This is a genomic window from Candidatus Planktophila lacus (assembly GCF_002288385.1).
Taxonomy (GTDB): domain Bacteria; phylum Actinomycetota; class Actinomycetes; order Nanopelagicales; family Nanopelagicaceae; genus Planktophila; species Planktophila lacus_D.
Genome location: NZ_CP016783.1, coordinates 1078986 through 1092848 on the forward strand (window position 1 = coordinate 1078986; position 13863 = coordinate 1092848).

At 47.7% G+C, this 13863-nt stretch carries 13 protein-coding genes; 1 reads left to right on the forward strand and 12 read right to left on the reverse strand.

What is annotated here, in order from left to right; translation table 11 throughout:
- Window positions 1-13 precede the first annotated feature (13 nt).
- Window positions 14-1306 carry a hemolysin family protein gene (locus tag A1sIIB60_RS05435; protein WP_095689422.1) on the reverse strand — a complete coding sequence of 431 codons (1293 nt, stop codon included), beginning with the start codon at window positions 1304-1306 and terminating at the stop codon, window positions 14-16.
- Window positions 1307-1485: 179 nt separating this feature from the next.
- Here A1sIIB60_RS05435 and A1sIIB60_RS05440 point away from each other — a divergent pair, with 179 nt between their 5' ends.
- Window positions 1486-2568, forward strand: a complete 1083-nt coding sequence (locus A1sIIB60_RS05440; RefSeq protein WP_095689423.1) for an ABC transporter ATP-binding protein — start codon at window positions 1486-1488, stop codon at window positions 2566-2568.
- Between the two features lie 59 nt (window positions 2569-2627).
- Here the strand turns inward: A1sIIB60_RS05440 and eno are convergent, their stop codons facing one another.
- The 11 genes from eno to A1sIIB60_RS05495 form a co-directional block, all read right to left on the reverse strand.
- The gene (gene eno, locus A1sIIB60_RS05445; RefSeq protein WP_095689424.1) at window positions 2628-3896 is read right to left on the reverse strand and encodes a phosphopyruvate hydratase; all 1269 of its coding nucleotides are present in this window, start codon (window positions 3894-3896) and stop codon (window positions 2628-2630) included.
- The gene (locus tag A1sIIB60_RS05450) at window positions 3896-4867 is read right to left on the reverse strand and encodes a phosphotransferase family protein (RefSeq protein WP_095689425.1); all 972 of its coding nucleotides are present in this window, start codon (window positions 4865-4867) and stop codon (window positions 3896-3898) included. The genes eno and A1sIIB60_RS05450 overlap by 1 nt, the downstream gene beginning before the upstream one ends.
- A 27-nt stretch (window positions 4868-4894) precedes the next feature.
- Window positions 4895-5788 (reverse strand): carbohydrate ABC transporter permease, encoded by an 894-nt coding sequence (locus A1sIIB60_RS05455; protein WP_095689426.1) that lies wholly within the window; start codon window positions 5786-5788, stop codon window positions 4895-4897.
- Window positions 5785-6618 carry a carbohydrate ABC transporter permease gene (locus A1sIIB60_RS05460; RefSeq protein WP_095689650.1) on the reverse strand — a complete coding sequence of 278 codons (834 nt, stop codon included), beginning with the start codon at window positions 6616-6618 and terminating at the stop codon, window positions 5785-5787. Before A1sIIB60_RS05460 ends, A1sIIB60_RS05455 begins: the two co-directional genes overlap by 4 nt.
- 219 nt (window positions 6619-6837) lie before the next feature.
- Complete coding sequence (locus A1sIIB60_RS05465) at window positions 6838-8103, reverse strand: ABC transporter substrate-binding protein (protein WP_095671467.1); 1266 nt, start codon at window positions 8101-8103, stop codon at window positions 6838-6840.
- Between the two features lie 190 nt (window positions 8104-8293).
- Entirely contained in the window at window positions 8294-9805 is a 1512-nt protein-coding gene (araA, locus tag A1sIIB60_RS05470) for an L-arabinose isomerase (RefSeq protein ID WP_095689427.1), read from the reverse strand.
- 21 nt (window positions 9806-9826) lie between these two features.
- On the reverse strand, window positions 9827-10534 hold the full coding sequence (locus tag A1sIIB60_RS05475; protein WP_095671469.1) for a Type 1 glutamine amidotransferase-like domain-containing protein: 708 nt from the start codon (window positions 10532-10534) through the stop codon (window positions 9827-9829).
- 2 nt (window positions 10535-10536) lie between these two features.
- A complete protein-coding gene (locus tag A1sIIB60_RS05480; protein WP_095689428.1) occupies window positions 10537-11751 on the reverse strand; it encodes an NADP-dependent isocitrate dehydrogenase in 1215 nt (404 codons plus the stop codon).
- Between the two features lie 12 nt (window positions 11752-11763).
- On the reverse strand, window positions 11764-12744 hold the full coding sequence (gene mdh, locus A1sIIB60_RS05485) for a malate dehydrogenase (protein ID WP_095689429.1): 981 nt from the start codon (window positions 12742-12744) through the stop codon (window positions 11764-11766).
- A gap of 44 nt (window positions 12745-12788) precedes the next feature.
- Window positions 12789-13016, reverse strand: coding sequence for a hypothetical protein (locus A1sIIB60_RS05490; protein WP_095671472.1), 228 nt, complete (start codon window positions 13014-13016; stop codon window positions 12789-12791).
- Window positions 13004-13846 (reverse strand): bifunctional methylenetetrahydrofolate dehydrogenase/methenyltetrahydrofolate cyclohydrolase, encoded by an 843-nt coding sequence (locus A1sIIB60_RS05495; protein WP_095689430.1) that lies wholly within the window; start codon window positions 13844-13846, stop codon window positions 13004-13006. Before A1sIIB60_RS05495 ends, A1sIIB60_RS05490 begins: the two co-directional genes overlap by 13 nt.
- Window positions 13847-13863 lie beyond the last annotated feature (17 nt).

Consider the following 13863-nt stretch of genomic DNA (forward strand, 5'->3'; position numbering starts at 1 on the left):
CTCGCATGAATCGCTAGTTACGCGATATCAATAACTGCCCAGCGCGCTTGCCTTCCATAGTCAAAACAGTGATTCGAATCCCGTTAACGCCAACGACATCGTGTTCTACGGGAATTCTGCCTAAGAAATGCATTACAAAACCGCTCGCTGTTTCATATGGGCCTTCAGGAATTTCTATACCTGTCTGCTCACGTAAGTCATCGATCGAGATCAGCCCGTCAACCTCAAAATCACCTGTGCGAGATTCGAGAGAAACATCGGCTTCATCGGTGTCGTATTCATCTTTGATATCGCCGATCAGACATTCGACTAAATCTTCGAGGGTCACGATGCCGTCGGTGCCACCGTATTCATCTAGCACGATAGCTAAATGCTGGCGTTGATTGCGCATCTCAGTAAGGGCAGGCAAAACTCCCTTGGTGCCAGGCAGAAACATGATATTTCGAACAAGCTCTTGAATCTTTCCGCCGGCGCTCACCAACGTTGTATCAAGTAGATCGCGAACGTGGATAAATCCAATTACCTCATCGGTTGATCCACGAACAACTGGATAACGTGAGTGAGCGCGATCAACGGCGAGCGCGATCGCTTTGCCTACAGTTAATGAGGCATCCATGAAATCGACCTCTGTGCGCGGAACCATAACTTCATGCACTTGACGCTCTGAAGCGTTAAATACTTCTTCCACGATATCGCGTTCTTCAGCGGTCAAGGCGGCATGGCCTGTTACCAAATCAAGGAGTTCTTCTTCAGACATCTGGCTGCGTTGTTCTTTTGGATCAATTCCAAAGATACGTACAACAACATCAGTAGATCTAGAGAGAAGCCAAATCACAGGTCTAAAGAATTTGGCGGTTAAATCAATAGGGCCAGCGCTCCAAAGCGATATCTCTTCAGTGCGAAATAGCGCAAGACGCTTTGGAACGAGCTCACCAAAAACAAGTGAGAAGTAAGCGATTACTAAGGTGACGCCGATTAGCGAAGTTACATTTGCCGCATCATCTGACAGACCAAGATCAACCAACTGCGGAATGACATAAACGCCAAGTCTTTCTGCGCCAAGTGCGGCAGATAAGAATCCACAAACAGTTACGCCAACTTGAGCAGCGGCTAAGAAGCGATTTGGGTTAGAGGTAAGGACGGAAACCTTGGCGCCACGTTTACCTCTACTTGAGAGTTGGCGGACTTGGCTTTCACGAAGTGAGATCAAGGCGATTTCGGCTGCCACAAAGAATGAGCCGAGCAAGATCAGGCCAGCTACGGAGGCGAGATCGCCGATTAAAGAACCAATCGGGTAAGGGTCCATGATGGGGGTAATTCTACGGCTTAGAACTGAGAGATGTGAACTCGCCCAGAGGCTATCTCTCTAGCCCCTTCCCTATTTGCCCACGCTTGGCATATCCTTTGCGAGCCTAGCCAACCGGCTAGCACCTTCATCCTACGGACCGTCGGGCACGTACCTGCCCGGAGAAGGAGATACCTTAAATGGCATCTGTTGTATTCGAAAACGCAACACGTATCTACCCAGGCACAACCAAACCTGCAGTCGACAAGTTAAACCTAACCGTTAATGACGGTGAATTCTTGGTTCTTGTTGGTCCATCAGGTTGCGGTAAGTCAACATCACTACGTATGTTGGCAGGACTCGAAGAAATCGACGAAGGTCGCATTCTTATCGGTGACCGCGATGTAACAAATGTTGCTCCAAAAGATCGCGATATCGCAATGGTTTTCCAGTCATATGCGCTTTACCCACATATGACTGTTGCAGAGAACATGGGATTCGCACTTAAGATCGCTGGAGTTTCCAAAGAAGAACGCGAAAAGCGCGTTAATGAAGCAGCGAAGTTGCTCGACCTTGAGCCATATCTAGAGCGTAAGCCAAAGGCTCTCTCTGGTGGACAGCGTCAGCGCGTTGCTATGGGTCGTGCGATTGTTCGCGAGCCACAGGTATTCCTTATGGATGAGCCTCTTTCAAACCTTGATGCGAAGTTGCGCGTTGCAACTCGTACCCAAATCGCTGCACTACAGCGCCGTCTTGGAATCACAACTGTTTATGTAACACACGACCAAGTTGAAGCTATGACTATGGGCGATCGCGTAGCAGTTCTTAAGGATGGTCTATTGCAGCAAGTTGATACACCTCGCAACCTTTATGACTCACCTGCAAATGCATTCGTTGCAGGCTTCATCGGCTCACCTGCTATGAACCTTCTCTCTGCTCCAGTAAGTGGCGGAAAGGCGATGCTCGGAGATCTCGCAGTAGACGTTCCAGGATCTGCTGGTTCATCAGTAACTGTTGGAATCCGTCCAGAAGGCTTTGCTCCTGCATCATCTGGCTTCAAGGTTCTAGTTGAAGTTGTCGAAGAACTCGGCGCAGATGCATTCGTATACGGCAAGCCTGCAGATTCATCTGTGAACTTTGCTAACTCAACTGATGAAGGCGCACAAGTAATTGTTCGCTGGGATCCAAAGAACCCACCAAAGCCAGGCGACACAATAACTGTCACCGCTGCGGCTGCATCAGTTCACCTCTTCAACGCAACAACCGGAGAGCGTTTAAAGTAATTAATAAGTAGTAAATAACCCCCGTCACTTATTGTGGCGGGGGTTATTTACTTTGATTGTTATAAAGCTTGAAAGGGGCGCGCGAACTCTGTCTCTTCGGTTGCCTCTAACTCAAGCAAACGATTCCATTTCGCAGTGCGCTCTGATCCATGTGTAGAGCCGACTTTAATCTGCTGCGCCCGCCAACCGGTTGCAATATCTGCCAGCCAAGAATCTTCAGTTTCACCGCTGCGGGCCGAGACAACCGTTGCAAAGTTATTTGCATGTGCGTGATCTAGGACGCGATGAGTTGAGGTAAGCAATCCATTTTGGTTGGCCTTGATCAAAATAGCGTTAGCGCTCTTTTCTGCAATGCCTCGCTCCAAGCGATGTAAATTAGTTGTAAAGAGGTCATCTCCAAGAATTTGTAGATGTGCAGGAGCGCTTGCGGCAAAGGCTGACCATGAGGCCCAATCATCTTCGGCAAAGGGATCTTCAATCGATGAAATTGGGTAGGTAGTAACTAGATCAAGGATCTCTTCTACGAATTGATCTGGCGAATAAACCTGCCCAGATGTAGTTAATGAGTACTTGTTATCGGCAAAGAACTGGGTTGATGCAATATCGAGTGCCAGTGAAACTTTTCCAGATAGCCCAAGTTCTTCGATCTGCGACAAAACAAACTCGCAGGCATCGTCGGTTGTTGGGAATGAGAGTCCTAATCCACCTTCATCAGCAACTAGATGTGTAACGCCATGAGCCTTGCCATCACTTGCTGCTCGTTCACGAATTGCAACGATCCAGGAAAGGGCTTCGGCAAAATTACTTGCGGCATGAGGAACAACTAGAACATCTTGAATATCAAGGCTGCGATTGGCGTGGGCTCCCCCAGATAAAATATTTACCATCGGCATCGGCAGTAAGAGCGCACCTTCTGGCTGAAAGTATCTGACCAGAGATTTACCTGATGCATGCGCTGCTGCTTTTGCAACAGCGAGTGAGGTTGCTAGCGTTGCATTAGCGCCAATTACCTGATGACCCGGAGTTGGATCAACCTCGACGAGCAACCCATCTATCGCAGCTAAATTCAGGCTGTGGCCCAATAACTTAGGTGCAATCTTGGAATTAATATTTTCAACAGCTGAGTAAACAGATTTTCCCGCGTAGTAACTCTCTGCCTTGGTTGTTCCGGCATCCCTGAGCTCGCGTGCCTCATGTGCACCCGTTGAAGCCCCTGATGGCACTCGTGCGGTGTGTAGTGAGCCATCGCTTAGGGTAATTGTTACTGCAACCGTCGGTCGACCCCGAGAATCGAGTACTTGATAGCCAAGTAACTTCTTAATATTCATTACTGGGCGCTTTCAAATAGCTGCTCATAAGTCATAGTCGAATCTAACAGGGCGGCTTTAGTTATTACTACCAATTTCTGCTGGGCCGGCTCATCCAAGTAATTTACTGGTGACACCCCTTCAACTCGAGCCAAAGTGATGAGAGCAACATGTAGCGGAAGACTCTTGGCGATGCTTATCTGACTTGTTTGACGATAAGAATCGAGGAAGTTCAAGGCAGTAGTGGCTAACGCCTCTTTCTCCACTTCGCTCTGCGTTCTAATCGTTTTGCATAATAGATGTGCGCTGATAAAAGCTAAATCAAAGACCGGATTGCCAGTATGTGCGACCTCGAAATCTAAGACTATGGGGTTGTGATCAGGCGTTGCCAAGATGTTCTTTGGCGAAAAATCTCCATGCACCAATGCAATTTTCTCAGTCGTAATCTCTTCGATTAATGAGTTGATAACTTGCTGGAGATTAGGGTTCTTATCTGCAACTGCGCGATAGAAAGGGCTAACGCGCAACTGTTCAAAGAGTTCGCCTTCCATAAACTTTGCCTTGATCGCTGCATCAACGGCAGTTGAGTTATGCCATTGCGCCAAGATCTTGCCGAGTTTTTCACCCATTTCCGGGTGGATTCGTCCCTCCAACATATCTTGCTTCCAGTTGGTGCAGGTGTTGGGCAGACGTGACATTGATAAAGTGAAATTGGCTTCATCGCAATCAATCAACTCTGGAACGCTATCTGGAGTAATTGATTGATAGACGCGCATCGCCTCTGCCTCAACAATTGCGCGGCGTTGATCTGCCACCCACTTTGCTTTCGTCTTTAGTTCGGGCAGAGCCTGCTTAACAACTATCTCGCGCTGCGCACTTTTGACCGCTAAAACAACACAGGAAACGCCACCTGTGAGAACTTCCACGGTGGCGTTGCCTGAAATTAATCCGCGCTCATTAAGGTAGGAAATTACCGAACCTTCATCGAGCACGAGGTCTTGTTACTTAATCTCTTGAAACTAACCCTTTAGCGAGCCGGACAAGAGGCCACGCAAGAAATAACGACCTAAGAATAGGTAGACCAGAAGCGTTGGGATCGAAACGATCAACGATGCGGTCATGTTATTTCCGTAGTAAACCTGGTTGCCAGAACCGGTGATGAAGTTAAGCGCTGTTGTTGCAACAGATAACTTCGGAGAACCACCAGTTAAGAAGATCGCAAAGAGGAAGTCGTTCCAGGCAGATGTGAACTGCCAGATAAGCACGACGACGAAGCCGGGAATCGAGAGTGGCAAGAAGATAGTGCGGAAGATACGTACCATTCCGGCGCCATCAACACGTGCGGCCTCAATTAGCTCATTAGGAATCGCTGCATAGTAGTTACGGAAGATCAAGGTACAGATCGGAATACCGTAGATAACGTGGGCAAATACCAATACGTAGATCGTGTTACCGATTCCGGCCCACTGGTTGAACTTAGTTAGCGGAATCATGATCGCTTGGTAAGGGATAAACATTCCGAATAGGAATGTTGTGAAGACAAATGTAGATCCGCGGAAGCGCCACTTAGCGAAGACGAATCCATTGATCGCACCGATTATCGCCGAAATAATTGAGGATTGAACAACGAAGAAGAGGGTGCGGAACATTGGCTCTCGCAAGATCTCCCATGTTGGGCCCCAGGCGCTGAAATCGAGTGAAGTCGGTGGAATAAATGCCGCTGACTGAGTTACACCGGTAATTCCCTTTACGGAGTTGATCACCATGATGTAGATAGGCAGAGCGGCGATTACAAAGAGAATGGTTAGCGCGAAATAGCGAAATACCAACCAGAATTGACCGACGCCATCGAGTTTCTTCTTATTGCGAACATCAACCTTGCGGGTGACGCGGGATGCGATATCTGAACTCATTTGTTCGCCTCCTCTGTCTTATTTACATAGATTAGATATGGAATGACTGCTAAAGCGATCATCAAGAGGATCAAGATCGCAATTGCAGCTCCCTTGGCGTAGTTCTGGAAATCGAAGATAACTTGCCACATATAGATCGCAAGAACCTTGGTTACATAGCTCTTAGTTGCGATACCGAAGATGAGGTCGAAGACCTTCATCGAAATATGGCCCAAGATAATCAAGACCGTTAAGAATGTTGGTGATAGTTGTGGGAACAAGATGTGGCGATAGATCTTAAATTCGCTGGCGCCATCTACACGCGCTGCTTCGCGAAGATCATCTGGAATGCCACGGAAGCCGGCTAAGAAGAGCGCCATTACATAACCCGCCATCTGCCAGATAGCAGGCAGTGACATCGCATACATGGAACCAGCCTCAGATGTGTACCAGTCGCTCTGAAGAGCGCCTAGACCTACTTGCTGCAATAGGTAGTTAAGGCCTGTTGCATCTGCATCGCGGGCTGAGTCCATCAACCAGCGCCATGAAGTTCCCATAGCGATAAATGAGATCGCCATTGGATAGAGATAAGTAGAGCGGAAGAAGCCTTCGCCCTTGATTCCCTTTTCTAACAATAAAGACATAATCAAGCCGGAGAGCAAACATCCGATCATAAATACTGCAGTGAATTTTAGAAGGTTAGAGAGTGCGTGTGTAAATTCAGGATCTTGCCAAAGTTCTACATAGTTGGCGAAACCTACATAGCTAACATCTTCGGTGTATGAGTTGGTGCGATTCATCAAAGATTCACGAAGTGTGTAACCAATCATTCCGTATACGAAAACCGCCATCGCGATAATTGATGGGAGTACGAAAAAGAATCCGCCCCATGGGCTATGGACTCGATTTTTCTTTACTTTCACTTAGGTGTCGCCTCTCAAAATATTTAGACTATTTAGAAACTTAAGAATCTCTAGAAATATTAAAAGTGTCGAAGTTCTGGCGAAACCTTTCGATTCCGCCAGAACTTCGACAACTTCTTTAAAACACTTACCTAAATAACTAATTAATTAGCTATTTACGTGTGCCTTTAGAGCTGCATCGAGTGCCTTTGCAAAGCCCTTCTTATCTTTTCCTCCGCCTGAATAGAAGCGTCCAACTGCTGAGTTGTACGCAGCCATTCCAGCATTGCCCCAGTTAACGCCGTGGACAGTTGAACCGACTAGGCGATCCTTCTTCCATGACTTCATTGCTGCCTGGAGGTAGCTGTCATATAGCTTTGGATTTGAATCTGTACGAACTGCGATTGAACCCTTCTTAGGGTTGAAGGCATCCTGTCCAGCCAAAGATCCGCAGACCTTCAACCAGGCGATACCTGCATCGCGGTTTACAGCGCCCTTAGGCAATGTAAATGAATCTGATAGCCACTGGTAGATACCGTTAGTACCTGGACCTGGAGCCCATGTGTAGTCCTTGCCTAGCTTTAGGCCTTCTGACTGCCACTGTGATGAAGCCCAGTCGCCCATGATGAAGAAGCCGGCTTTACCTGTTGTTACAAGCTTGCCTGCATCTGGCCAGTCAAGTGACTTGCTTGAGTTACCGAATGCAAGAATCTTTGCAAGGTAATCAATTGCCTTAGCAACTTCTGGACCGCTCCACTTTGTCTTACCTGTCCATAGACCGTTGAACTTATCTGGTCCCATTGAAGCAAGTAGTACGTAGTCGAATAGGTGAGCAATCGCCCAGTCGCCGTTACCAGCAAGTGCGATTCCGTCGATTCCGACCTTCTTGAACTTGGCCATGTCAACGAGCATTGCATCTAGTGATGCAGGAGCCTTAGTGATTCCAGCCTTCTTTGCAGCTGCTGGGTTCCACCATAGAACGTTTGAACGGTGAATGTTTACAGGAACTGAGTAGATCTTTCCGTTTGTTGTAAGGGTCTTTACGAGATCCTTAGGGAAAATCTTGTCCCATCCTTCTGACTTGTAAAGGAATGAAAGGTCTTCAACCTGTCCAGCCTTTACATATGATGAAAGTTCTTCACCAGCATGTGCCTGGAATGTGTCAGGTGGATTTCCAGCTTGCATACGTGATACAAGAACACCCTTTGCGTTAACGCCAGCTGCACCTGCAACTGTTGCGTTAATAAATGGAGTCTTTGGGTTCTTTGCATTGAACTCAGTTGTCATTCCTTCTAGACCTGCAGCTTCTCCGCCTGATGCCCACCAGGTAAAGATTTCAAGTTGCTTATCAGTTGCAGCAGATGATGCTGGAGCTGTTGTTACAACAAGTGCAAGTGCAGCGAAGACAGCTGCTACTTTTGACTTCTTTAGCATGTAACGCCTTTCTCGATGTAGAGGGATTTCCTACTACGGGATATGTATCAGCCTGGATTTTTGGGGACCAGGAATCTACATATAGGTATCTTTGTTCGGGGCTAGGGGTGAGTCAACCCATTGCGGCCCTTTGGCGGTAACGTTTAGGTTACAAAGGGCGGGCTAAAAACCCCGCCCAACGAAGGGTTCTCTAGGTAAGAGAAGAGAGCTTGTAATAAGCGCCATTCCACTTGATTTCCTTGTGGAACTCATCGCTGGTGGTCCCGGCGCTGATGCGCAAGTGCTCTACGGAGGCGATATTGGCGAAATCATTTAGGGTCTCGATATCTAGGGATGTACTCAGGACGGTGTGGTGGGAGCCGCCGGCGTAGATCCAGGATTCGGCCGAAGTGGCAAGAGATGGGGCCGGCTTCCAGACCGCACATGCAACAGGTAACTTCTTTAACTCTTTATCTGGCTTAACAACTTCGATGTCATTTGAAACGATGCGAAAACGATCACCGAGATCCATTAAACCAACTACGCGACCTTGTGCAGGTGTTGCGTTGAAAACTAAACGAACTGGGTCATCTTTTCCACCGATACCAAGTGGATGAATTTCGCACTTTGGTTTTTGATCTGTAATTGTGGGACAGACTTCGAGCATATGTGCGCCCAAAACTTTTGGTTCGCCAGGTCCGAAGTGATAGGTGTAATCCTCCATAAATGAAGTTCCACCTTTCAGGCCTTCGGTCATGCTCTTAATAATGCGAAGCAGTGCTGATGTTTTCCAGTCTCCTTCCCCACCAAAGCCATAACCCTTCGACATCATGCGTTGCACTGCTAAACCTGGGAGTTGCTTGAGAGCTCCTAGATCTTCAAAGTTAGTTGTAAATGCGGTGAAGTTTCCGGCTTCTAAGAATCGCTCGAGCGCAATTTCAAGAGATGCCTGATAGCGCAGTGAATCGTGGCGGGCTCCACCTTTTTTAAGTTCGGCAGAAACTTCAAAGATCTTTTCATACTCGGCAACTAGCGAATCAATTGCGCTCTCTTCAACTGCAGCAACGGCGTCGACAAGTGCGTTTACACCGTATGCCTCAATAGACATGCCAAGTGCAATCTGGGCACTTGTCTTATCACCATCGGTAACTGCTACATAACGCATATTGTCGCCGAAGCGTGCGAGCTTTAAGTTTTGCGCTGTATGCCAACCAATAGCAGCGCGCATCCAATGTGCGATACGAGTTGTAACGTTCTTATCGCTTACATGCCCGGCAACTACTTTGCGCGCCATATGCAGGCGTGCTTGCACGTGGCCATGTTCGCGATCGCCGTGCGCGGCCTGATTTAGATTCATGAAATCCATATCGATGCTTTCCCATGGAAGTTCAGAATTCGCCTGAGTATTTAAATGCAGGATTGGAACTTGAAGTGCGTTAAGGCCACCGATCCACATTTTGGCTGGTGAAAATGTATGCATCCAAGTAATTACGCCTATGCAGTTGGGATTCGCTGAAGCTTCTAGACAAAGCGCTTTAATTGCTTCAGGTGTTGTAAGGACTGGCTTCCAAGTCGCCTTAATTGGAAGATCACTTGCGGCATTTAGCGTTGCTACTACTTGCTTAGATTGTTCGGCAACTTGAGCCAAAATATCATCGCCGTAGAGTGGCTGGCTTCCGGTGAGAAACCAAACTTCTAAACCTTTTTCGCTAAGTGATTTCATTCTGCAGATAGTACATGAGCGTTAGTTAATGGGAAATAGATCCGTGGCTATCTCAATATCCCCACGCAAAATATGTACATTTCCACTTCCATATTTGCGCCAATTATCAGTAAGAACTAAGGCGGTATTCTCATCTATTCCCACAAGGGCGGTACCGGCATCTTTACGCATAATCGCCGCGGTAACGCGATCAGGTAGCCATCCTAAAAATTTGTCGTAATGCGGAATTACTTCGATTTCAGGTAAGAGATTTAACCCAGGACTAATGTGCGATCGGCGAATTCCAATAATCTTGCCGCAGAAGGCCATCGCTCCTGCAGAGCAACCAGCTAGCGAAGCTCCTTCACGCCATGCGCTAACTATCGCTTCCCACATAGGAGTGTCTGCAAATACTTCAGATAAATGAACTGGGTCTCCCCCAGAAAAGTAAATTAATCCGGCGCTCTTTATCGCTTCGATCCACTGCTCATTGAAAGCATCTTCACGGCTAAGCACCGGCAAGTATCTAACTTCGCAGCCAATGCGCGCTCCTTGATCGGCGCCGCGTCGTCGCCAGAAATCTAAACGGTCATCGCCTTCTTTCCCGGCGGCGGTAGGAATCTGTACATAAGTATTTGATTTACCGCGAGAAATACCTAAGCGCAGTAGCTCTGTTTCGAGCAACTGCGCTTCGGGTAAATACTCTCCAGAACCAACTAGCGCTAAAGCACCCGGTTGGTTAACAGACATCTTTAGGCCATTGCAACTTTCAAGTTTTCATCAATTGAATTGAGGAACTCTTGAGTTGTTTGGTAAGGAGCAGTCTTTGAGATTAGCAGCGCAAGATCTTTGGTCATCTTCCCTGATTCAACTGTTTCGATGCAGATGCGTTCTAGCGTTGAACAGAACTTCGCAAGCTCAGCGTTGTTATCTAACTTGGCGCGGTGAGCAAGCCCCTGAGTCCAAGCAAAGATTGATGCAATCGGATTAGTTGAAGTCGCCTTACCTGCTTGGTGATCGCGGTAGTGGCGAGTAACTGTTCCGTGCGCTGCCTCTGATTCGCAGATCTTTCCATCTGGAGTCATAAGTACTGAGGTCATCAAACCTAGTGAGCCGTAACCTTGTGCGACGGTATCTGATTGCACATCTCCGTCGTAGTTCTTACATGCCCAGACATATCCACCTTCCATACGAAGTGACATAGCGACCATGTCATCGATTAGGCGGTGTTCGTACCAAATGCCAGCAGCATCAAATTGTGGCTTGAACTCAGCTTGGAAGATCTCTTCAAAGATATCTTTAAAGCGACCGTCGTATGCCTTAAGAATTGTGTTCTTGGTTGAAAGGTAAACCGGGAACTTACGAAGTAGTCCGTAGTTAAGTGAAGCGCGGGCAAAGTCGCGGATTGAATCATCTACGTTGTACATCGCCATTGCCACGCCTGAAGATTCGAAGTTGAAAACTTCAGTGTTAATTGGCGCAGAGCCATCTTCAGGAACGAATGAGATCGTTAGCTTTCCTGGACCTGGAACTTTGAAATCAGTTGCGCGGTATTGGTCACCGAATGCGTGACGGCCGATAACGATTGGCTTGGTCCAGTGTGGAACCAAACGTGGCACGTTAGAGATGATGATTGGCTCGCGGAAGATCACTCCACCCAAGATATTGCGGATTGTTCCGTTAGGTGACTTCCACATCTTCTTAAGGCCGAACTCTTCAACGCGGGCTTCATCAGGGGTAATAGTTGCGCACTTGATACCGACGCCATGCTTTTGGATAGCGCGGGCAGAGTCAACAGTTACTTGATCATCAGTGGCATCGCGGTGTTCCATACCTAGGTCGTAGTACTCAAGATTTACATCAAGGTAAGGAAGGATTAAGGAATCTTTGATGAACTGCCACATGATGCGGGTCATCTCATCGCCATCTAGTTCGACGACAGTTCCGGTTACTTTGATTTTGCTCATATCTTTTCCTTACTAGAGAGTCTGTACATCTGCCTGCTTGGCACGGACTGCTTCCGCAGCTTCCTTTAGCCCAGCAAGTTCTGAATCGGTGAGTTTTGTTTCGACAACTTTCTTTACACCAGAGCGGCCTATCTCAGCTTCCACTCCGAGGTAAACGCCTGAAATTCCATATTCGCCATCTACCCAAGCGCATACTGGCATTACCGCACCTGAATCTTCGATTACCGCTTTAGCCATACGCGCCGCTGCAGCTGATGGTGCGTAGTAAGCAGAACCGGTCTTGAGGAGCGCAACAACTTCTGCGCCACCGTTACGAGTGCGATCTACAAGTTCATCAATTTCTGCCTGTGAAAGAAGTTCAGAGAGTTGCTTGCCATCTACTGTGCAGCGACTTGGAACTGGAACCATGGTGTCGCCATGTGAACCCAAAGTCAGAGTCTTAACTGAACCAACGGCAACGCCGAGCTTTTCAGCGACAAAGTTGGTAAAGCGCGCGGTATCGAGCATTCCAGCCTGGCCCATTACGCGATTCTTTGGAAAGTTAGTTGCGATCTGAGTAAGTGCAGTCATTTCATCGAGTGGATTTGATACGACGATGATCACTGCGTTTGGTGAGTGCTTTGCAATATTTTCGGCAACGCCACGGACGATTCCGGCATTTACACCGATCAGATCCATACGGCTCATGCCTGGCTTACGTGGCAGGCCTGCAGTAATTACAACGACATCAGAGTTTGCAGTCGCTTCATATCCTGCGCCATCAGCAGTTGTTGTAGCGCCAATAATTTTTGTTTCAAATCCCTCTATTGAACGTGATTGATTCATATCGAGAGCCAAGCCTTCAGGCTTTCCTTCGAGGATATCTGTGAGTACCACAGTTTCGAAGATGTCGTATTCAGCTAAGCGAAGGGCAGTTGTTGAACCGTAGAAACCAGCACCAACAACGGTAACTTTTCCTGAAACAGCATTTTCTAAATTAGATTGTGCGGACATGGCAGTTTCTTTCTCCCGTATTTCTCTTGACGTCAAGCGAAACTCTACAACCCGCGCGGAAGTGAAATCGCCACGGCCAAGAGAGCCAGCGCTATTCCGAGGGCTAAATACCGTTCAACTTTTCCAGTTTTCCAATGTGCGATCGCAATCACACCCATACCGATGGCGATCGCGATCGAGCCGAGGCGAACAAAGGATGCCACCCCAGCTAGAAAACCAAGGCCAATGATTAGGTATGCCAGACGCACACCGATTGAATTTATCTCTCGCATGCTTCAACAACATTCTGTAGCAACATCGCCCGAGTCATCGGTCCGATTCCACCAGGCATAGGCGCAACAAAAGAGGCAATGTTCATAACACCTGGGTCAACATCTCCGAGTAAACCAGCAGAAGTTCTAGAGATTCCAACATCAATAACAACTGCGCCCTGTTTAATATCGCTCGCCTTTAAGAAATGTGCGCTACCAATTGCAGCGATAACAATGTCGGCACGCTTAGTGTGTGAAAGCAAATCTTTAGTGCCGGTGTGGGTCAGAGTTACTGTGGCATTTTCTTGCTTGCGAGTTAGCAGCAACCCAAGTGGACGTCCCACTGTTAGGCCGCGACCAATAACCACAACTTCTGCACCTGCTAGCGGAATTTTGTAATGGTTGATTAATTCGACGATGCCTCGCGGAGTGCATGGAAGTGGTGCATCAAAACCAGAGACTAGTCGACCTAAGTTAATTGGATGTAGACCATCAGCATCTTTTACCGGATCAATTGATTCCAGAACTAATTGAGTATTTATCCCTTTGGGAATCGGCAGTTGCACGATATATCCAGTGCACTCTTTAGCGTTGTTTAAATCCTTGATTGCTGCAAGCACATCGGCTTGCGATGCATCTGCCTTTAGATCAACGCGAATTGAATTGATTCCGACTTCTTGGCAGTCGCGATGTTTTCCCGCAACATAAGAAATAGAACCTGGGTCATCGCCAACGAGAACTGTTCCGAGACCTGGCGCAATCCCATTAGCCTTTAGCGAGGTTACGCGTGCAGCAAGTTGCCCTTTGATGGTGGCGGCAAGTGCTTTGCCATCAAGGATTGTTGCTGTCATAACTCCAGATCCTATTC

What these genes read in the sequence shown, in the direction of transcription:
- araA (WP_095689427.1), bottom strand. Translation starts at nt 9,805, where the DNA reads ATGAAATCACTTAGCGAAAAAGGTTTAGAAGTTTGGTTTCTCACCGGA.
- A1sIIB60_RS05465 (WP_095671467.1), bottom strand. Translation starts at nt 8,103, where the DNA reads ATGCTAAAGAAGTCAAAAGTAGCAGCTGTCTTCGCTGCACTTGCACTT.
- A1sIIB60_RS05475 (WP_095671469.1), bottom strand. Translation starts at nt 10,534, where the DNA reads ATGTCTGTTAACCAACCGGGTGCTTTAGCGCTAGTTGGTTCTGGAGAG.
- eno (WP_095689424.1), bottom strand. Translation starts at nt 3,896, where the DNA reads ATGAATATTAAGAAGTTACTTGGCTATCAAGTACTCGATTCTCGGGGT.
- A1sIIB60_RS05440 (WP_095689423.1), top strand. Translation starts at nt 1,486, where the DNA reads ATGGCATCTGTTGTATTCGAAAACGCAACACGTATCTACCCAGGCACA.
- A1sIIB60_RS05495 (WP_095689430.1), bottom strand. Translation starts at nt 13,846, where the DNA reads ATGACAGCAACAATCCTTGATGGCAAAGCACTTGCCGCCACCATCAAA.
- A1sIIB60_RS05490 (WP_095671472.1), bottom strand. Translation starts at nt 13,016, where the DNA reads ATGCGAGAGATAAATTCAATCGGTGTGCGTCTGGCATACCTAATCATT.
- A1sIIB60_RS05455 (WP_095689426.1), bottom strand. Translation starts at nt 5,788, where the DNA reads ATGAGTTCAGATATCGCATCCCGCGTCACCCGCAAGGTTGATGTTCGC.
- A1sIIB60_RS05480 (WP_095689428.1), bottom strand. Translation starts at nt 11,751, where the DNA reads ATGAGCAAAATCAAAGTAACCGGAACTGTCGTCGAACTAGATGGCGAT.
- mdh (WP_095689429.1), bottom strand. Translation starts at nt 12,744, where the DNA reads ATGTCCGCACAATCTAATTTAGAAAATGCTGTTTCAGGAAAAGTTACC.
- A1sIIB60_RS05460 (WP_095689650.1), bottom strand. Translation starts at nt 6,618, where the DNA reads ATGGCGGTTTTCGTATACGGAATGATTGGTTACACACTTCGTGAATCT.
- A1sIIB60_RS05435 (WP_095689422.1), bottom strand. Translation starts at nt 1,306, where the DNA reads ATGGACCCTTACCCGATTGGTTCTTTAATCGGCGATCTCGCCTCCGTA.